The organism is Boseongicola aestuarii (assembly GCF_900184815.1).
Lineage (GTDB): Bacteria > Pseudomonadota > Alphaproteobacteria > Rhodobacterales > Rhodobacteraceae > Boseongicola > Boseongicola aestuarii.
Window position 1 is genome coordinate 1 of sequence record NZ_FXXQ01000004.1, and the last position, 17,948, is coordinate 17,948.

General features: G+C 56.8%; 21 protein-coding genes and 1 tRNA gene. 6 read left to right on the plus strand and 16 right to left on the minus strand.

What is annotated here, in order from left to right:
* The 4 genes from BOA8489_RS07250 to BOA8489_RS07270 all read right to left on the minus strand — a co-directional run.
* A partial coding sequence (locus tag BOA8489_RS07250; RefSeq protein ID WP_141138253.1) for an alpha/beta fold hydrolase occupies window positions 1-1,054 on the minus strand: 1,054 nt, incomplete at its 3' end.
* 3 nt (window positions 1,055-1,057) lie between these two features.
* On the minus strand, window positions 1,058-1,675 hold the full coding sequence (locus BOA8489_RS07255) for a TetR/AcrR family transcriptional regulator (protein WP_093973362.1): 618 nt from the start codon (window positions 1,673-1,675) through the stop codon (window positions 1,058-1,060).
* A gap of 443 nt (window positions 1,676-2,118) precedes the next feature.
* Window positions 2,119-2,646: a hypothetical protein gene (locus BOA8489_RS07260; RefSeq protein ID WP_093973363.1), complete on the minus strand. Its 528-nt coding sequence runs from the start codon at window positions 2,644-2,646 to the stop codon at window positions 2,119-2,121.
* A 327-nt stretch (window positions 2,647-2,973) separates the two neighbouring features.
* Window positions 2,974-3,303: a GYD domain-containing protein gene (locus tag BOA8489_RS07270; protein ID WP_093973365.1), complete on the minus strand. Its 330-nt coding sequence runs from the start codon at window positions 3,301-3,303 to the stop codon at window positions 2,974-2,976.
* A gap of 406 nt (window positions 3,304-3,709) precedes the next feature.
* On the opposite strand from BOA8489_RS07270, the gene BOA8489_RS07275 reads away from it, so the two are divergent.
* Window positions 3,710-4,243: a cysteine dioxygenase family protein gene (locus tag BOA8489_RS07275; RefSeq protein WP_093973366.1), complete on the plus strand. Its 534-nt coding sequence runs from the start codon at window positions 3,710-3,712 to the stop codon at window positions 4,241-4,243.
* Window positions 4,244-4,931: 688 nt separating this feature from the next.
* Here the strand turns inward: BOA8489_RS07275 and BOA8489_RS07280 are convergent.
* Window positions 4,932-5,339 (minus strand): universal stress protein, encoded by a 408-nt coding sequence (locus BOA8489_RS07280; RefSeq protein ID WP_093973367.1) that lies wholly within the window; start codon window positions 5,337-5,339, stop codon window positions 4,932-4,934.
* Between the two features lie 93 nt (window positions 5,340-5,432).
* Here BOA8489_RS07280 and BOA8489_RS07285 point away from each other — a divergent pair, with 93 nt between their 5' ends.
* On the plus strand, window positions 5,433-6,203 hold the full coding sequence (locus tag BOA8489_RS07285; protein ID WP_245813718.1) for a thermonuclease family protein: 771 nt from the start codon (window positions 5,433-5,435) through the stop codon (window positions 6,201-6,203).
* A 574-nt stretch (window positions 6,204-6,777) separates the two neighbouring features.
* Window positions 6,778-6,951: a hypothetical protein gene (locus BOA8489_RS20390; RefSeq protein ID WP_176440228.1), complete on the plus strand. Its 174-nt coding sequence runs from the start codon at window positions 6,778-6,780 to the stop codon at window positions 6,949-6,951.
* Window positions 6,952-6,984: 33 nt separating this feature from the next.
* On the opposite strand, the gene BOA8489_RS07290 is transcribed toward BOA8489_RS20390, so the two are convergent.
* The 11 genes from BOA8489_RS07290 to BOA8489_RS07340 all read right to left on the minus strand — a co-directional run bounded on the left by BOA8489_RS07290 (window position 6,985) and on the right by BOA8489_RS07340 (window position 15,566).
* Entirely contained in the window at window positions 6,985-7,395 is a 411-nt protein-coding gene (locus BOA8489_RS07290) for a helix-turn-helix domain-containing protein (protein WP_141138254.1), read from the minus strand.
* 144 nt (window positions 7,396-7,539) lie between these two features.
* Window positions 7,540-7,857, minus strand: a complete 318-nt coding sequence (locus BOA8489_RS07295; RefSeq protein WP_176440229.1) for a winged helix domain-containing protein — start codon at window positions 7,855-7,857, stop codon at window positions 7,540-7,542.
* Between the two features lie 96 nt (window positions 7,858-7,953).
* Entirely contained in the window at window positions 7,954-8,157 is a 204-nt protein-coding gene (locus tag BOA8489_RS07300) for a MerR family transcriptional regulator (protein WP_093973368.1), read from the minus strand.
* Window positions 8,158-8,258: 101 nt separating this feature from the next.
* Window positions 8,259-9,134 (minus strand): hypothetical protein, encoded by an 876-nt coding sequence (locus BOA8489_RS07305; protein WP_141138255.1) that lies wholly within the window; start codon window positions 9,132-9,134, stop codon window positions 8,259-8,261.
* Window positions 9,127-10,326 (minus strand): tyrosine-type recombinase/integrase, encoded by a 1,200-nt coding sequence (locus BOA8489_RS07310; RefSeq protein WP_093973370.1) that lies wholly within the window; start codon window positions 10,324-10,326, stop codon window positions 9,127-9,129. Before BOA8489_RS07310 ends, BOA8489_RS07305 begins: the two co-directional genes overlap by 8 nt.
* A 150-nt stretch (window positions 10,327-10,476) precedes the next feature.
* Window positions 10,477-10,551: transfer RNA gene (locus BOA8489_RS07315), tRNA-Glu, on the minus strand.
* 143 nt (window positions 10,552-10,694) lie between these two features.
* Window positions 10,695-12,455: a single-stranded-DNA-specific exonuclease RecJ gene (recJ, locus tag BOA8489_RS07320; RefSeq protein WP_245813720.1), complete on the minus strand. Its 1,761-nt coding sequence runs from the start codon at window positions 12,453-12,455 to the stop codon at window positions 10,695-10,697.
* A complete protein-coding gene (gene glpX / locus BOA8489_RS07325; RefSeq protein ID WP_093973371.1) occupies window positions 12,452-13,417 on the minus strand; it encodes a class II fructose-bisphosphatase in 966 nt (321 codons plus the stop codon). The genes recJ and glpX overlap by 4 nt, the downstream gene beginning before the upstream one ends.
* 128 nt (window positions 13,418-13,545) lie before the next feature.
* Window positions 13,546-14,502, minus strand: a complete 957-nt coding sequence (locus BOA8489_RS07330; protein WP_093973372.1) for a homocysteine S-methyltransferase family protein — start codon at window positions 14,500-14,502, stop codon at window positions 13,546-13,548.
* A gap of 51 nt (window positions 14,503-14,553) precedes the next feature.
* On the minus strand, window positions 14,554-15,186 hold the full coding sequence (locus BOA8489_RS07335) for a DedA family protein (RefSeq protein WP_093973373.1): 633 nt from the start codon (window positions 15,184-15,186) through the stop codon (window positions 14,554-14,556).
* Window positions 15,183-15,566, minus strand: coding sequence for a hypothetical protein (locus BOA8489_RS07340; RefSeq protein WP_093973374.1), 384 nt, complete (start codon window positions 15,564-15,566; stop codon window positions 15,183-15,185). Before BOA8489_RS07340 ends, BOA8489_RS07335 begins: the two co-directional genes overlap by 4 nt.
* A 428-nt stretch (window positions 15,567-15,994) precedes the next feature.
* Between BOA8489_RS07340 and BOA8489_RS07345 the strand changes: the two genes are divergently transcribed.
* From BOA8489_RS07345 to BOA8489_RS07355, 3 genes are read left to right on the plus strand one after another with little or no spacing between them, the layout of a single operon-like run.
* A complete protein-coding gene (locus BOA8489_RS07345) occupies window positions 15,995-17,287 on the plus strand; it encodes an adenylosuccinate synthase (protein WP_093973375.1) in 1,293 nt (430 codons plus the stop codon).
* Window positions 17,288-17,313: 26 nt separating this feature from the next.
* On the plus strand, window positions 17,314-17,607 hold the full coding sequence (locus BOA8489_RS07350) for a Dabb family protein (RefSeq protein ID WP_176440230.1): 294 nt from the start codon (window positions 17,314-17,316) through the stop codon (window positions 17,605-17,607).
* Window positions 17,608-17,654: 47 nt separating this feature from the next.
* Window positions 17,655-17,888: a DUF2842 domain-containing protein gene (locus BOA8489_RS07355; RefSeq protein WP_093973377.1), complete on the plus strand. Its 234-nt coding sequence runs from the start codon at window positions 17,655-17,657 to the stop codon at window positions 17,886-17,888.
* Window positions 17,889-17,948 lie beyond the last annotated feature (60 nt).

Here is a 17,948-nt window from a genome sequence, read left to right on the forward strand (position 1 = left end):
CCGGGTGGATGCTTTCGTCATTGGCGCCGAGGAAACGCGTCACCGGGTCCTGAGCCAGCCAATCGACCTGGAGATCGGGGTGTAGCATGCGCAATTCACGCGTTACCGCGAGATCACGCCGTGCGTGGCCAAGGCCGATTGGGGATGAGAGATAGAGCGCGCGTCTAGCGCCATTCATCTTGCGGCGTGAGGGTTTGTACGTGCCAAGATGTTTAGCGAGGAAGTCGCGCATGAGGGTGTTTACCATTGCGGGGAAACGCCCATGTGTCGCGTGGCCGCCACCTGGAATGAGATGAAACTCACCACCCGTAATTTCGGCGATCCTTTGCGACCCTTGGTAAGGCGTGACCCGGTCATCGGACCCATGGATAAGCAGGCAAGGGCATTTCACAGCAGCATAGGTTTCTTCCGTGATTGGAACCCCTTGATGCACACGCGTTTCTTGTGTGTTGATCAATATCTCTGCGTCGCCATCAGATGCCCAACGCACAGCATCCTCATGCTGCTTCGTCGAATGTGGTTCGGAATGAACGCGATGCATGAACCAGTCGCAAAAACCGGCGTAGTCTTTGCGCCAGTAACCATAGGAGAACTTAACTTCATCCGAAGTGTCTTCGGATTGGATGTCTTTCCGGTAATCCAGTGGGTCGACGATTGTCGTCCACGCGCCCGAAGATATTACAGCCTCAATCCGTTCGGGCATTCTGGCTGCCGCGCCGAAGGAAATGGCGCTTGAGAATGAGAACCCAAACAAAGTTGCTTTCTCGGTTTCGGTTACGTCCATAACGGCGCCGACGTCGTCAATTATGGTGTCGAGCGCATAATCTCTGTAGTCATCTGGACGATCGGATTTTCCATTGCCGCGCGGATCGAAAGTAATGACGCGGAAGTGCTCGGCAAAATAAGGGACTTGGGCTTTGTAGCATCGTGAGTGGATCAGGGCCCATGTGGGCACAAACACAATGGTATGCTTACCTTCGCCGTAGATCTCGTAGTGCAGCTTCACACCGTCACGATCAACGTAGCCTGTTGTATGTGGTAGCTTTGCGCGCATGGCCTATCCCCCAACGTCCAAGGATTCATAAAATTCGATGACCTTTCCAAACCGCCGAAGCGCCTGGCGGAATGGTATTTCCGGCGACTCGTAGTCGAGCATGATGGCAGCTTCAGAACCGATGAAAGCCGCGCTGACCAAGGCCCCAATGTCTTCTGCTGAGAACGGCCCGAGCGATCCGGTTTTCTCTTCGACTTGCCGGGTGAGCGTCAGGATAAGGTTGCGCCAATCGGCGTAGGCTGAGCGGACGGCCGCGCCGATCGCTGGATTGCTCCACCCTGCCGCCGTCAGCTCCATCAAAACACGGACATACCCGGACCCGATGTCATCATCGAGGTAGTCACATGACAGCGCCCATTTCTCGGACACATTCAGTTCCGGGTTGGCGAAGGTCTTGGTTTGGCGGTCGATCAGTTGATCATTCAGGTACTCAAACAGGGCGAGGATCATCCCCTCTTTCGAGCCAAAGTGATACTGGATCTGGCTCATCTGCGTGCCTGCGGCTTCAGCAACGCGGCGAGTCGATAGGCCTGAATACCCTTCCTCCAGCAAGACTTGCTGCGCTGCATCGAGAAGCTCGCGCTTGGTCTCCTTAACCCGTTCAGCAGTCACGCGAGGCATTCGAATCTCCTTTCATTTTTTTTAAATCGATCGAACGAATAAATCAAGGATAGCGAGTCACAGCAGTCCATTCCTGTGTCAGGCGGAGGCTGCAAATGTCAGCTTTGGGCTCGAAGCGGACCTTCGCTGCGGCGTGCACCAACGACCGCTTTGGGGCTAACCGCTCATCGTGGCATCGACGGATGCTACGTCACTCTAGCTCCCTCGATGCTCGCGCCAACAAGCCTGCCAGCCGCCTCGCCTGTACGGTCTCTTGCGACCTCCCACCATGCACCCACCTTGGATGGCTCGGTCCCGCTCTATGACCGCCGCCAACACCGTGTACGCGACACACAGCCCACCCACGCACAGCCGGACACTTGCAGCGCTCTCCGCTTCGCTTCGCCATTGCCCGGCACCTAGGCGCGTTCTGCAGTCTCGTGACAGGGCTCATGGGGTTATCGTCACTTTTTGCCATGACCTTCCCCCTCATGGCTGACTGAGCCAACAATCGCCTGACCACCTTCATTCACTGTCACGCGCTCGACCCGTACGGTCTGCTGCGCCTTCGCACGGTACTTCTTCAGCCCGTCCATCTGCGCAAGAAACGTGCGGCTCAGACGTGTCATCGACCTCTCGTAGCCTTCGCGCACGTCGGGGCATGCCGCATGCAGACCTTTCTGCGACATGGAGCACAGCGCGAAGTGTGTGGCCGTCATTTGAGTGACCAGCATGGCTTCCACTGCGTCACGAGGCTCTAGCTCGACGGCCATAGCTGGCATCAGGTCAATGTACTCCAAACCGTTCTTTCCGAATGCATTCAGTGCGAGGCGGAGGAGCAGGTCGGCGGCTTCCGTTGTCTTCACTCCGTAGAGCGCCTGTAATTGGCTCTCATCGACAGGATGAATGGTTACGTTGCTATCGCCTTTTGTTACCAGCTTGGGAGCGGTGCGTTTTGCTGTGACAATCTCATGCTTGGTCTCTTTGCCCATCTTCTGCCTCCAAGGTTAGTGGTGTTCGCAGCCGTTGTGTGTTCATGGTATGTTCTATCACACACTTGCACAGAAACGAACCGATATGCCGGACCGACGCGGGCGCAGAGCCAGTCTGGAAGACATCTTGCCGGAGGATAGGAGAGGGTGGGCCAAGGAGGTCTGGGCGAACCGATCTGATGTGGCAAAGCTAGGCTCCGGTGCCTGGATGCTCAGAGAGGGGGTAGCCATTCTGGGCCTCTCAGAGCTGACCGTTGATTAACTGTTGGGCGGCTAAGCCGACGCCAGCCCCTACATCAGGGACTGGCAGAATTGCGCAGACCGTTTCTAGGCAGCCGGTTTGAAGTTCGCCGCAATACTCGCCGCCTTCTTCTGTGCGCTGAGGAATTGAGCGCTGGTAAAGGCTTGTACGGTCTTGAGGTTCGACACGGTGCCTGTTGCCCCAGCCACCATCAAAGCAGACATCAAGCCCTCGGTGTCGTCGGTTTCAATGACCATCGAGAAATCTGTGTCGCCAGTTGTCACCAGAAAAGACACCATCCTACCGCCTGCAGCCTCAACCAGTGGGCGAACAGCAGCCTCGCGGTCACTCGGAGCCGCCAATAGGCCTTTGATAGCATTAGATGTGTAGCACCCTGTCACAATGTACATTGCCATAATTATTTCCCCCAATCTATTGAGTGATGTCGACGCCCTGCAGAAATTGGGCCGACCACTCTCTGTACCACGCAGAACTGGAATCACCAAAATTCACCATTCCTACTCTTCGAATGTGCTGTCGGTTCTCAGAGGTGGAATGATTAGTATTGGTGTTCCGTTTCAGAACTGAAAGAGCGGCTGAAAACGGCTCTGACGGGTTCTGATTTGGAACCAGACAGGGTCCTTGGGTTCTCAAGTGGAATTATGGAAGAGGCTGACCGGTCCGCTTCAAGGCTATGTTTTGTTTGAAAGATTTCTGCCAGCTGACGGCCCGGCATTCCCCAAAAGCCCCCGTCCCATCGACGTCCAGTTTGGCTGGAAACTGAGTTTGTGTTATATCCTAAGCAGCAAAGGAGGGCTCCAAATGTGGGACATCGGGAACTTCGTAGCTGATTGTCGGACTGCAATTGATAGGGATGGCACGCACAAATCAGTGGCGGATGTCGTGGGAAAGGCGATGTCTGACCCAGCCGCGGTGACGTCGGCGCTCGGCGAGCCAACCGAGAGTGGCATCATTCCTCTCTACAAGTCCTCGGACTTGACTATCGTCAACGTCATCTGGAAGCCCGGAATGACTATCATGCCTCACAATCACGAGATGTGGGCGGTCATAGGTATCTATGGCGGTCGCGAGGACAATATCTTCTGGCGCAGAGTCAAAGATGACCCTGAAGGGAGGATTGAAGCGGCCGGTGCACGTGCTTTGTCGACTGGAGATTTTGCGCCGCTCGGAAAGGATATCATCCATTCTGTCACCAACCCGATACCGAAACTGACAGGTGCGATCCACGTCTATGGTGGAGACTTCTTTGAGGCGGAGAGAAGCGAATGGGACCCTGAAGTTCTGACTGAACACGCCTATGATATGTCCAAAGTCAAAGCGATGTTCTCGGACTAAGAGAACTGAGTTAAAATCTTTGAATTGTGAATGCGTGAATGTGGCTCCCCCCACCGGTGTCCAAGAATAACTTCCGAGGGATTTGACCCGCCCCCCTTTGCCTACGGCTAAAACTCTCCGCATATCGGCGCCAGAAGGGAGGTGTGCTGCCACTGACGCCCTGCTAGGGGAAAACCAAATACCCGAACTTGGGAGTTAGTTTGCCAGCGGCAACACATATCTTAGATGCCGCATTCGTATTGTGTTGCCGTGACAATTATCAATTCACTTTGGCAAAAGTAGATTGTCGGCGCCTGTGTCTGGCGTTCAGGGCGTGGTGACAGGGGGTTAGGGTTTTCTTAGGGTTCGCGTCCTAGTCTGTTTACGCCCAGGCAGTGTTGATGTTGAGAATGTTATTCCTTTGTCCAGCGGTAAGAATGGTGGGGAAGGTAAATACGCTTGGCAGGGAGTGGTAGGTATTAGTGTTCCGTTTCAGAACCGATGGAACGGTCGAAAACGGCTCTGACGGGTTCCAATTCGGAACCAAGCAGGGTCCTTGGGTTCTGGTTTGGAACCATAGGAGAGGCTGACGGTTCCGTTTCAGAACCGCGTTCTGTTTTTGGGCGATTGATCGCTGGCAAATTCACATCATCTTGGTCGCGCGCAGAACTCGCGCAGCGTCAAATAGCAAGTGCTTTTAAGCGCGCATTCAACGAACGACGTGAACTGCGCACTTTGCGTGGCGTACCACTCTGGATGCGGTGGAGCCAATGAGCAGGTCCTCGAAACCCGGACGATGCGAGGCCAATACGATGCAGTCGATTTCGTTTTCATCAGCATAGTTCAGAATGGCCTTTCCCGCATGACCGGATATCAGCTCTGGAACCGCGCCGGGTAACGCTTTGGCTGCATCGGCCAGCAATCGTTTGAGTTCATCGTGCTTTTTCTCGAGCAGATCTGTGGGCATTTCCATTCTTACAAAGTTGGGTATTGCCTCAACAACATGCGCCACAGTGAATTTCGCGTTGTCATCTGCCAAGGCGCGAGCCACCTGAAACGACATTTGATTGTTATGTTTTTCGTCAAAAAGCACAGGAACAAGAATATTCTTATACATCGCCTTGCCTCCAAATTTTCAGCCATCTCCGAGTAAGAGAACGATGTCAGATTCCATCAATAGGTTCCTTGAGATACGTCAAGAGCGGTTTCCATGACCGTTTCCTTTCAGAACTGGGTTCATATCTGGGGTTGCTGGTTCTGGCAAAATTGGCGGCTTTGCTTGCGTGGCTTACTCACAGAAGTCATGCATGAGGTAGTCGTTTCGAAGGACAGAGTTTTGAAGAAGCCAATTATCATTCTGCTCTTTCTTTTCGCGCTCGCTTCATCGGCTTATGCCCAAGTTATCGTAACAGATGGGGACACAATCGAGGTCGATGGCATTACGTATAGATTGAATGGCATTGACGCTCCGGAATACGGTCAGGTTTGCAACGGCCCGTCAAAAACGTGGGCGTGCGGCAAGGCAGCACTCGCGGCAATGGTAAATCTGGTCAAAGGGCAAAACGTTCGTTGTGAGCCCATTTCAGAAGACGGCTATGGTCGGACCATTGCCACCTGCTACGTAGGCAACCTCGACATTGGGGCGGAAATGGTTCGGAGCGGACTGGCGTGGGCATTTGTCCGATACTCTCGGGTATATGTAGCTGAAGAAGCCAAGGCTCGGGAGGCCAACACAGGCATCTGGATAGCTGCCACACAAGCGCCTTGGGAGTTCAGAGCCGCTAAATGGGAGGTGGCTAAACAAGACGCGCCAGCAGGCTGCCCAATAAAGGGAAACATATCCAATAATGGGCGCATTTATCATCCTCCCTGGTCTCCTTGGTACAGCCGCACGAAAGTGAGTGTCGAAAAAGGTGAGCGCTGGTTTTGCTCTGAGGCAGAAGCTGTGGAGGCTGGCTGGCGAGCGCCACGCTGGCAATAAAATCTCGCCCTAAGCCGAGCGTAAGATTTTCAACTTCGGATGAACGTGAATGGTAGTGCACCTGCCCCTGAAAGAATGCCTGAAGGATTGAACGCCGCTGCCAAAAGGGCGAGTAGAGCGCTAAGGAAATGGCGACAAAACGGCCAACTAAGGTAATTTTCTGCCGAGGCTGCGTCGAAACTCGTCCAAGCAAACCAAACCCACAAGACAGAGGTCCTTTTGTCCGCTGGAACTCATTTAAATACTGTCCGTTAAGTATCTGTAAGTATGTAGTTTTATTCCAAACGGAATTGACGCTCAAAGCTCGTAATCCCTGCCCAATTCCAATGTATGATTTATCATCCGCGACTGGATGGAAATTGGCCCTATCAGGTTAGAATTTTAGATAATTGAGAAAAATCGCGAAATCCCCCAGATTGTATTCATCGAAACGGTGTTGTTCGGTTCGGTAGCGTAACGAGTTTAGTTAGTTCTAGTGTGTGTAAAGAGTTCGACGTTTAGTTGTGTGTTGGTAACGAGTTTGACTGTTAGTCGTGTGTAAAAATCTAGCAAAGTAACCAGTGAGAGTAATGTCATGATGTTTGCAATTGGAATTGGTCTTGGGGCGTTGGTGTTTTCGCTTCTTTTTTCCTTGATGGCGAATATCCGGGATTCACGTCCTGGAGAAACGGTCTACGAAGTCTGGCTGAAGGAAGTGGCTAACGACAACATCGTACCTGCCCGCAGAGACTTCACTTATACCGCATAGCTCTGTGCGGAATGGAACAATAACGGTCCAGCCCTAGTCTACTGGGCCATCGTCCATTAGGGGTTCTGAGCGAAACTCTTGGCTCTTTGAGCGCCAATCGCGCCAATCCATCGTTGCAGCTTCCCGGCTTCTTGCACGGTCCATGGGCTTCGTCGTCAGCCGCCATTCATGTGCGCGACGAGAATACCAGTCGCCCTCCTTCTCCAACGCCAGGAAGCCATGCTCCATGAGCTCCTTATATGCCCGCTGAACGCTTGCTTTACCCATACCAAGCGCTTCAGCTGCCTCAGCATAGGAGAGCGTCAGACGCCCGTTGTTGCCGCCGTTGTAGCGCCCATGTAGCTCCAGCCATAACTTGACAGCAGCGCCGCTCAGAGACCGCCAGGCGGGACTCTTGAGTTGTGCGTATGGGAGGGGCACATACTGCCCCTCCGTTCGTTTCATGCTGCCCCTTCTACCCACGTCGAGCTCCCCCATTGCAAAGAGAGGCAAGCAAGCGGGCAGAAGGCTCAGACAGTCCGTGTCGAAGCCGCATACGCCTTGTCAGAGCGTCGTTCGGGTCAGGCCGAAAGTTGCGCTTTTCGTCCCTCATGCCGCGACCTCACCACTACGTTTCGGAGTAGCGCGACACCGCAAGACGTAGCGCGCGCGTGTGCCAGCAAATGGTCCTTGGTGTTTCTCGTGAATGGTCTCAATGAAAACGTCCATCTGGCGCAGGTTGTGGACATAGCCGCTCCAGCGAGGGGCAGGATTATCGATGGGAGTGCAGCCTTTTGAGCCGGACGCTATCAGTTCTTCAAGCGCCCACCTGGCACGGCCAGAAACAACGATTTCACTGGTTTTTTCGTCAGTCTGGATTTCATAGATAAGTGCGCTCCAGTCGGTGCTTTGGTGTTTTGCCGTCATAATTGCCTCGTTGATTTACGAGGGCGATGGTCATAGGTAGATGGTGCTAGCACTACCGAACGCCCGAGCCCTCTGTTTCATGGTTCGGGTGTTCTTTTATCTGGCGTTTGGGTCGGTACGTTGGGCGGTCAAATACGCATTAAGGTCAGTGCCCAGATAGGCGACTTTGCGGCCTATCTTGACCCAAGGTGGCCCGACCATGCGGTGCCGCCACTGAGCGAGTTTTTCCCGGCTGCCGAGAACGTCAAGTTCAGGGTCACCAAGAATGTAGGTTCGGTCGTTCTGAAATAGTTCGAGCATCGGTAAGTCCTTTCCAAAACTTTTCGATGCTCGTTAATTCTTGAAAATACGGATGCAAAATAGGCGTCACGAAAGTCTTTTTGAATCGAAACGCGTTGTGATTAGCTCTTTGTGCGTCGGCCAGGGCGGCCAATTTTTGGGCGTTCCTCGCGAGCCCTCTCCCATGCGCGCCCGAAAGCCCTGGTGCGCATACCGTGCGATGTTTTCAAATCCAAAAACTCACTTCGAGTGAATTTTTCGCCTCTATCGAAAGCGTCGACTATCTGCCTCGCGACAGCTTTTTCAGCATTACTAGGTTCGATTTCCTCCTCGTCATCTGCGACAATATTCAGATACTCGGTGTATCTAGCCTCCTCAAACATCAACGCAAAACCACGCAAGTCATCCAAATCACCAGACTCGCTGCTACGGTGTCGCCGAACCATTCCAATCAATTGGAGAGCGGAAAAGGCCAAAAGGGAAATTGCCGACAAGCCAAGCCAATAAGGGAGCGAAAACTTCCAAGAATCGAGGTCATTCATCGAACCCTCCAGCCTCGGAAAAAACCAATCGAGAATGAAGAATGTTCCGGGCATCAACCAAAATACGGCTAAGAGGGAAAAGGTAATCGTCGTCGCTAATTGCACATACTGAAATGGCCGAAAAATACCCGAAATGAAGGACAATTCTTTCTCCGACTCGCGGTAGATACTCGGCCATTCGTTTCCGACGAGACCGGATACGGCGCTGAATAGAGTTGGCCTATCCGTTTCGCCATCGATTGAGGTCAAGAAAACTGGTCCGACAGTCAACAATTGGCCATTTGGGCCAACTACCTTGCCTCGCTCGACCCAGTGTAGAAAATCAATAATTTGGTGGCGCGCTTTTTGACGAAGGCTGGAAAAATCTGTCTGCTCTTGCTTCAACTCAACATAGATACGACGCGAAATATCTCGATTTATATCAGCGATGGATAGATGGCCTTCCAAGCTATACAAAGCGTTCTCCTGAAATTGCCCGTGCCGAAATATATGTCGACCATTTGTTCATTAGTTGGCGACGTTTCTCAAGTAAGTCCGACCGTGCGTACGCGCGCTCGACCTCTGAACCCACCTGATGCGCTAATGCCGCCTCGGCCAGTTCTCGTGGTGCATTTGCATCTTCCGCTGACCAATCGCGAAAGCTGCTTCTAAATCCGTGTACGGTAAATCCATTCGCATCCATCCGACGGAGCAGCATAAGCATCGACATATTTGAGAGCGGATGGTGACGCTTTTGTCCTTCAAACACAAACACTGAGTCCAATGCTTTCAAAGGTTCAAGAATTGCCAGCATCTCTTCGGTCAAAGGCACCCTGTGCGCCTTGCCACCCTTCATACGCTCAGCTGGCACCGTCCAGAGCTTGGCGTCAAAATCCACTTCCGGCCACTTCATCTCGAGAACTTCAGACGTACGACTTGCCGTTAGAATGGTGAACCTCAGCGCCTTGGCGGCCATTGCGGGTCGTGGAGCAAGGCTGGTATAGAAGGCAGGTACGTCCCGCCACGGCATAGCGTCGTGGTGGTGAACCTTCGCCCGGACGGTCGGCAGAACCTTGGCGTCCTTAATTGCCGTCACCGGGTTCTCACCTGAGCGAAACCCCTTGGATTTGGCCACATCAAGAACCGTCTTGATGCGCTGCGCCAGCCGCCGCGCGGTTTCGTGCTTCTCGGTCCAGATGGGAGACAGACACATCAACACTTCGGGTTGGCCAATACTATCAACCGGCATCCGGCCAATTTTGGGGAATGCATAGTCTCGGAGATTGTTCAGCCAGATTTGGCCATGCTTCGCGCTCTTCCATGTGGGCAGCCGGTCTATGTGAACTTGTCGGCTGACTTCTTCGAACGTTGGGATTTCGCGATTGGCATTGAAACGTGGGTTAAGGCCGGATTTGGCCATGCGGCGATACTCCAACGCCCGTTCGCGCGCCTGGTTCAGAGTGACTACGTCTGCCCCGCCCAAACCAAAGTCCGTGCGCAACGGTGCTCCTTTGCGGTTCTTCTGACCTTTGACCGTGACGCGAACAATCCAGCGCCGTGCCGCGCTCTCCGTGGCATCAACAACCAAATAGAGACCGCCCCCATCGCCATGACGACCGGGACCAAGATTTTCGACCAGCTTTTTCGTAAGCTTCCCAGTTAGGGCCATTCAAAAAATACCACTTTCCGTACCACTCAACATAACGATACGAAACAAATCGAGACAAAGCGAGGGAAATCCTAGGGGGCGCTAAGTCGCTAAAAAGCAAAAATAAACCGCCCTGAGAGCGGTTCAAACAAATGCGATGAAATGGAGAAATGGTAGCCCGTAGGGGAATCGAACCCCTCTTTCCAGGTTGAAAACCTGGCGTCCTAACCGATAGACGAACGGGCCACGGTGCGTGGAGCGCTAATTAGGGAAACTCCCCCGGAAGGGCAAGAAGATTCTTTCGTGAATGGCGGGGAAAGTGTCCGGCCTGTTTCAGACCTTGTCGGTGGGTGTTCACAGGTGGCGCGTTGCGCTCTGGCAATGGTCGCTCATTCGCTTGCCCGCGCAGCATCTTCCAGCCGCATCTGGGGGATTTGGCGCCCGCCCCAGTGGTTGATCTCAAGCCGCCCGGCAAGGTGGAACCGCGCGCCGCCATGGTTCATCACGGCAGGGCCAAGCGCGCTGTCGAAGGCCCCAAAAGCGATTGCGTCGAGCCGCGCGCCCAGACCGTCTCCGAAGCTGACCTTCAGGTGCCCCGAGCCGACTTGTTTGGCATGGAGAATTTTCGCATCCGGGAACGCAAACCGCGGGGCAGGGGCGCCTTGTCCGAAGGGGCCTGCGGCTTCGATCTGTTCGATCAACTCAACCGTCGCGGCCCCAGGCATCAAGGTCGCGTCCAGCCGCAAGTCGCGCGGGCCGTGCGCGCCGGCACCCTGTTTCGCAAGCAACTCGGACAACCGCTCCATCGCCGCTTCAAGCTGATCGCGCGCCACGGTCAGCCCCGCCGCCATCCGATGACCACCGCCCTTCAGCAAAAGTCCCTCGGCGGCCAGTTTCTGCACCACATGCCCAAGGTCCACACCCGTGATCGAGCGCCCCGAACCCTTGCCTTCGTCGCCGTCCAGACCGATCACCACCGCAGGCCGGTTCGTCGCCTCCTTCAGCCGCGCCGCGACAATGCCGACGACGCCGGGATGCCAGCCTTCGCCAGCCGCCCAGACCAAGGGCGCGTCCAGCCCACGGTCTTCGGCCTGCGCCAAAGCTGCGTCACGCACGGCGTTTTCGATCTCGCGCCTTTCGCTGTTCAGCGCATCGAGTTTTTCGGCCAGACTTTGCGCCTCGTGAGGATCGCGTGTGGACAGACATCGCGCCCCAAGGTCAGCGCGCCCGACGCGACCGCCGGCATTCACGCGTGGGCCGAACACGAATCCAAGCGTATAGGCCGACGGCGGAGAACTCAGGTTCGCCACATCCGCCAACGCCGCCAATCCGGGGCGCGCGCGGCGTGCCATGATCTTCAATCCCTGCCGCACCAAGGCGCGATTGACACCTGTCAACGGCGCCACATCGGCCACTGTCGCCAGCGCCACGAGATCCAGCATCGACATCAAGTCCGGCCCGGCCTTCCCGCGGGCCTTCAAGCGACGGTTTGCGTCGACCAGAACCAGAAAAACCACCGCCGCCGCGCACAGATGCGCCAGGTCGCCGCTTTCGTCCTGACGGTTCGGGTTCACGACCGCCAATGCGTCCGGCAGGGTCTCGCTGCCCAAGTGGTGATCCAAGATCACAACATCCGCACCCCTTGCCGCCGCAACAGCGTCAAAGCTGAGTGTGCCGCAGTCCACGCAAATGATCAGATCATGCGATGCTGCCAACTCCGCCATCGCCGGTTCGTTCGGGCCGTATCCCTCGTCGATGCGGTCCGGCACATAAAGTGTCGCGTCCCGCCCAAGCTGGTGCAGCCAGTCAAGCAAAAGCGCAGCCGATGACCCTCCATCCACATCGTAATCGGCAAAGATCGCGATCTTTTCACCCCGGTCCACGGCGGCGATCAACCGCTCGGCGGCCGGCTCCATGTCAAGCAAGGTCATGGGATCGGGCAATAAATCCCGCAAAGCCGGGGCAAGGAAGCGGTCGACGTCTTCTGCTGCCACGCCGCGTTGGACAAGTATCCGGCACAAAGCAGGCGGCAGTTCGGTTTGCTGCTCCATCGCTTCGGCCAAGCGCAGGCTGTCCGCCGATGGCCCGACCCACTTTCGCCCCGTCAAAGAGGCCGAAACGCCAAGATATCCAGCCCCAGCGTCGCTCAAGTGCTGATCGGGTTGCGATAGTTCATCCGACGCACGGATCCGGTTTTCGAGCGCATCAGAATCGTTTCCGCCGTCAGAAAACCCGGCTCGCGTTTGATGCCCGGCAGGATTGACCCGTCCGTCACCCCAGTGGCCGCGAAAATCACATCGCCCGTCACCATATCGTCACGCGTGTAAACGCGGTCAAGATTGGTGATCCCGGCCTTCTTCGCACGTGCCCGTTCATCGTCGTTCCGAAATGTCAGACGACCGTACATCTGCCCGCCCATGCACTTCAGGGCCGCCGCCGCCAGAACGCCTTCGGGCGCGCCGCCGGATCCCATATACATGTCGATGCCTGTGGACGGTTCGGCGCAGTGAACGACACCCGCAACATCACCGTCGGTGATAAGCCGGATTGCGGCGCCCGTCGTGCGGATTTCCGCGATCATTTCCTCGTGGCGCGGACGCTCAAGCACGCAGACGGTGATGTCCTGGGTCGAGCAGCCCTTGGCCGAGGCCAGTGCATTTACGCGTTCGGCGGGCGACATATCCATCGTGACGACACCGCGACGAAAGCCGGGACCGATCGCCAGCTTGTCCATGTAGGTGTCGGGCGCGTGCAGCATCGAACCGCGCGGACCCATGGCAATGACCGCCAGAGCGTTTGGCATGTCCTTGGCCGTCAGCGTCGTGCCTTCCAGCGGGTCCAGTGCGATATCCACCTCAGGGCCATTCCCGGTGCCGACTTCTTCGCCGATATAAAGCATCGGCGCTTCGTCACGTTCGCCTTCGCCGATGACCACGACGCCCTTGATGTCGAGCTTGTTCAACTGCGTGCGCATCGCATCCACCGCAGCCTGATCGGCGGCCTTTTCGTCGCCACGCCCGATCAGGCGGGCCGAAGCAAGAGCCGCAGCCTCGGACACGCGTCCAAGGCCAAGCGAAAGCATACGATCGTGAAATTCAGGAGCGTCGGGCATGGAATATCTATCCTTTTGAGGCCGGTTGCTTCCGTCCTATCGGCCTGCCTCAAGAGGGGCAAGGTCTGCGCCGGGCGTGTTAGCGTGAACAGACCGCCCGATCGACGGGTAAATGTCCGTAGGCCGCTTCAGGCCCCGGCGCGGGCGCGCTGGACGTAATGCGCAATGCGATCGAAATGCTTATCCCAGGTGCCGCAGCATCCGCCCCAGATGTCCACAGCTGGATATCGGGTCGCAAGATCACCCATGGACTTGCCCAGTTCTTCCGGGTCGCCTTCCTCGATATGGCCGAGACGGCACAAAGATACCTTGTCCATTGCCGCCGCATTCGGACGAAGGAGCCGGATACGATCCGTCCAGGCGCCATCCTCCAGTGCGGGTTCGAACTCGACCGGATGCGAGCAATTGATGCCATAGGAATCTGGCCTGGACACGCCCGCGATGGCATCTGTGGTTTCGACGGCTTCTTTCAGGCTCGGCCCGGATTTCAGCTTGTGATTGCTGTCCAGTGTGAACGAGATATTGACAGGCAATCCCGCAGCGGCGGCCGCGCGCGAGATTCCCACGGCCTCGGGGATGTTGTTGATCGTTGCAGCCCAGATCATGTCCACGCCGCAGTCTTTCAACGTCGCAATCTGCACCGCGTGATAGTCCTCGGCTTGCGCTTCGGTGATCGTTTCGTTCAGTGAATAGGCGTCACCCCGAGGACCGACGCATCCGGCATAAACCATATGCGTGATCTGTCCTTCATACGGCTTTGAAACGTCCCGCAGGAAATCGATGCACTTGTGCTGCATCTCGGCCAGACCTTCGGGCGAATATCCCAGCTTTGCCGCCCAGTCGGGGCTGGCACGATAGTCAAAGCTGGCCATCATCGCGCCGAACCCATGCTCGGTCGCGACATCCAGATAGCGGCGATACATATCCTTCATATGTGTCACGGCGTCGGGGTTGTTCATCAGTTCGAATGCGGCAAACTCCCGAAGCTTGTGGCCGTGACGGTAAATCAGTTCTGTCTCGGTTCCGCCTTCGGCAAGATACAAAACACCGTCATTATTCGGGAAAGCTGCGGCGACATTGTTCATGGGACCCTCCTGCGTTCACAGGCGCAGTCTTAGCACAGGACAGGCGAATTCCTAAACTGACTGGTCTTTCAGCCGGTTTCGCGGGGATTTCTCGCGATGTGCCCGCATCACTGCCCGGAGCCAAAAGAACGCTCCCGTCGCCACAACAAGCGCCACCAGAAATCCGATCACATCGCCCATGATTTCGGCGACCGTCGCGACCCGGTCCATGAAAACATACCCAAGACCAACGTAAAGCGTGACCCAAACCGTTTCGCCCAGCACGTCCCAGAACGCAAACCTGCGCCATGACAGCCGGGTTGCACCAGCGATGAAGTTGACCCACGGGCCAAGCGGCGCGACGGCCCATGTGGACAGAAAAACTCCCATGCCGCCGCGCTTGTCGATCAAGGTCGAAGCTTGCGCGATCACGGCGGAGCGGGCAGGGGATTTTTTCATGCGCTCAACCAGAGGCGCTCCGCCATAGCGACCAATGATATACCCTGCCTGATCGCCAATCACCGCGCCACAATAGGCGGCAAGCCCGACCGTCCAGAACGACAGATCCCCCGAAGCGACGAAGGCGCCGCCCGTCAGCATCATCAGCGACGTCGGGATCGGCAACGCCAGACAGGACAGGAACGCCGAGACGAAGATCACATAGACACCGTAATCCGTCACAAGGCCAAACACGGTCTCGGTCATCGAGCAGCCTCGCCGTCTTCGCGCGGTGGACGTCGCGATGCGACCAGGGCTTCGGCTTCGGCCAGCACTTGCTCGACGCTCACTCCGCGAAATTCGGCCAACTCGCGCAGGCTCATCGGACCATCCGGCGGCGGTCGCGGAGCGCCGAGGGCCTCACTCACCTGTTCGGGCGGAATGCGCCAGGTTCGCGAAACATAGCGCGGCGTCATCCAGGCTTCGACGGGTTGCTCCAGCGCCGCCATGGGCGGGCGGTTGTACCAGAACACGGCCGCCCGTGCGCCAAAGAAAAGGCAGGCGACAAGCGCAACGGCAAGAACCGCAGTTGCAACGGGCGCGATCGACCACGCGTGTCTGATCCGGGTGATGAGATTTGAAATCACGGGTTCCTCTTGGGCAAAGCCACGTCAACACTAACGCACGGCGACGCCATTTCCGTCTGCGTTAATTCAATTCCGTCGACAAGTCAGACCGAAAGCTGTTTTTTTGCGCCTCCAAGCGACGGAAAAAGCGCGACCCTGCGTTAAAAGGCCAACTCTGAACACTTCAAAGGTCAGGCCTATGCGCATCAATCTCACAGCGATCAGCTTCATCATCGCCTTTCTGTTGTTGTCTCTCGGCGCTGTCATCACATCGAATACCCTGTGGTAAGACGACCGGAAACTAGCCTCGAAAGCGCCTTACGCCGCTGGCACGAACTGGCGCAATGCTCGTCTTGCACCCTTGCTTTCAAAACCACCGTTTTGAGGTTTCCACCTAGAACCCCAACCGCTATACGCGATCCCGGTGAGACTCCTAGGGGAAGAATTTCATGGCCAATGTCGTCGTCGTCGGCGCCCAGTGGGGTGACGAAGGAAAGGGCAAGATCGTTGACTGGCTCAGCGAACGCGCCGATGTGATCGCGCGGTTTCAGGGCGGCCACAACGCCGGTCATACGCTGGTCATCGGCGGTGAGGTCTTCAAGCTGCACGCGCTGCCATCCGGCGTCGTGCGCGGCGGCAAACTGTCAGTCATCGGCAACGGCGTCGTGCTGGACCCTTGGCACCTGATCAAGGAGATCGCCACGATCCGCGCCCAGGGCGTCGAGATCACGCCCGAGACGCTGATGATCGCCGAAAACACGCCCCTGATCCTGCCGCTTCACGGCGAACTGGACCGTGCCCGCGAAAGTCAGACGGCGGTCGCCAAGATCGGCACCACCGGTCGCGGCATCGGCCCCGCCTACGAAGACAAAGTGGGTCGCCGGGTCGTGCGCGTTGCCGATCTCGCCGACCACGCGACGCTTGAAACCCGCGTTGACCGTCTGCTGGTCCATCACGATGCCCTGCGCCGGGGCCTCGGCCTTGAGCCGGTCGACCGCGACGGTCTGGTGGCCTCACTGAAAGAGATTGCGCAGGAAATCCTGCCCTACGCCGCCCCGGTCTGGAAGGTTCTGAATGAACGCCGCCGCGCGGGTCAGCGAATTCTGTTCGAAGGCGCACAAGGCGCACTTCTCGACGTCGATTTCGGCACATATCCCTTCGTGACTTCCTCTAATGTGATCGCCGGGCAGGCGGCCACCGGCACAGGCATCGGGCCGGGGTCCATCGACTACGTTCTGGGCATCGTCAAAGCCTATACGACCCGCGTGGGCGAGGGGCCTTTCCCGACCGAACTGGAAGACGCCGACGGCCAGCGCCTTGGTGAACGCGGCCATGAATTCGGCACCACCACGGGCCGCAAGCGGCGCTGCGGATGGTTCGATGCGGTACTGGTTCGCCAGACCTGCGCGACCTCGGGCGTCAATGGTATCTCATTGACAAAGCTCGATGTTTTGGATGGTTTCGAGGAGCTGAAGATCTGCACCGGCTACGAGCTTGACGGAGAGATCCTCGATTATCTTCCAACGGCGGCCGACAAACAGGCGCGCGTGAAACCCGTCTACGAGACGATGAAAGGCTGGAGCGAAAGCACCGCCGGCGCGCGCTCATGGGCGGACCTTCCGGGCGAGGCCGTCAAATACGTGCGTCGCATCGAAGAGCTGATCCAATGCCCGGTGTCGATGGTCTCGACCTCGCCCGAGCGGGAAGACACGATCCTCGTCACCGACCCTTTCGAGGACTGACGCACCCCTTTCCCGGAGGCACCCGAATGCTGCGCCACATCGTCCTGAGCACATTCAAATCCGATGCGACCGGCGACCAACTTGATGCCTGGCGCAAAGCCGTGACCGAGATGTGCGAGGCCAGCGAGCACGTCGTGGCTTTCACTCTGGGTGCCAACATCGGCAGCGGCCCGAACCATCACGATTCGGCCCTTGTCGCGGATTTCAAAGACCTTGAAGGGTTTCGCGCCTACATCGCCTCGCCTGCGCACAAGGCCTATGTGGAAGACCACGCCAAGCACGTCGTCGAGAAACTCGCAGCCGTTCAGCACGAATTCTAGGGCGCGATCCGGTTGACGCTTGCCCAATCCGCCCCATAACCAAAGACATGGCACTCAACTATAAATCCCGCCGACGTCTGTCGCTTCTGGTCCTTCTGGTCGGCCTGCCGCTCTATGTGGCGGCATCGCTCTGGGTGATCTCGCTGTTCGACCGCCCTCCATTCCTGCTGGAAATCGTCGTTTATGTGACCCTTGGCGTGCTCTGGGCGCTGCCCTTCAAGGCGGTGTTCAAGGGCGTCGGCAAGGCTGACCCCGACGCGCCACCGGATGACACCGGCTGATCAATCTCGACTCCGACAGCTCTTCTGCCTATTCAGGTTTCATACCATGGAAGGGCGCGC

Bases quoted from the DNA above. Each gene is read 5' to 3' on its own strand.
- BOA8489_RS07330 (WP_093973372.1), bottom strand. From the start codon at position 14,502: ATGAACAATGTCGCCGCAGCTTTCCCGAATAATGACGGTGTTTTGTAT.
- BOA8489_RS07280 (WP_093973367.1), bottom strand. From the start codon at position 5,339: ATGTATAAGAATATTCTTGTTCCTGTGCTTTTTGACGAAAAACATAAC.
- BOA8489_RS07275 (WP_093973366.1), top strand. From the start codon at position 3,710: ATGTGGGACATCGGGAACTTCGTAGCTGATTGTCGGACTGCAATTGAT.
- BOA8489_RS07285 (WP_245813718.1), top strand. From the start codon at position 5,433: ATGACCGTTTCCTTTCAGAACTGGGTTCATATCTGGGGTTGCTGGTTC.
- BOA8489_RS07260 (WP_093973363.1), bottom strand. From the start codon at position 2,646: ATGGGCAAAGAGACCAAGCATGAGATTGTCACAGCAAAACGCACCGCT.
- BOA8489_RS20390 (WP_176440228.1), top strand. From the start codon at position 6,778: ATGATGTTTGCAATTGGAATTGGTCTTGGGGCGTTGGTGTTTTCGCTT.
- BOA8489_RS07355 (WP_093973377.1), top strand. From the start codon at position 17,655: ATGGCACTCAACTATAAATCCCGCCGACGTCTGTCGCTTCTGGTCCTT.
- BOA8489_RS07295 (WP_176440229.1), bottom strand. From the start codon at position 7,857: ATGACGGCAAAACACCAAAGCACCGACTGGAGCGCACTTATCTATGAA.
- BOA8489_RS07270 (WP_093973365.1), bottom strand. From the start codon at position 3,303: ATGGCAATGTACATTGTGACAGGGTGCTACACATCTAATGCTATCAAA.
- BOA8489_RS07350 (WP_176440230.1), top strand. From the start codon at position 17,314: ATGCTGCGCCACATCGTCCTGAGCACATTCAAATCCGATGCGACCGGC.
- BOA8489_RS07335 (WP_093973373.1), bottom strand. From the start codon at position 15,186: ATGACCGAGACCGTGTTTGGCCTTGTGACGGATTACGGTGTCTATGTG.
- BOA8489_RS07310 (WP_093973370.1), bottom strand. From the start codon at position 10,326: ATGGCCCTAACTGGGAAGCTTACGAAAAAGCTGGTCGAAAATCTTGGT.
- glpX (WP_093973371.1), bottom strand. From the start codon at position 13,417: ATGCCCGACGCTCCTGAATTTCACGATCGTATGCTTTCGCTTGGCCTT.
- BOA8489_RS07300 (WP_093973368.1), bottom strand. From the start codon at position 8,157: ATGCTCGAACTATTTCAGAACGACCGAACCTACATTCTTGGTGACCCT.
- BOA8489_RS07290 (WP_141138254.1), bottom strand. From the start codon at position 7,395: ATGAAACGAACGGAGGGGCAGTATGTGCCCCTCCCATACGCACAACTC.
- BOA8489_RS07345 (WP_093973375.1), top strand. From the start codon at position 15,995: ATGGCCAATGTCGTCGTCGTCGGCGCCCAGTGGGGTGACGAAGGAAAG.
- BOA8489_RS07255 (WP_093973362.1), bottom strand. From the start codon at position 1,675: ATGCCTCGCGTGACTGCTGAACGGGTTAAGGAGACCAAGCGCGAGCTT.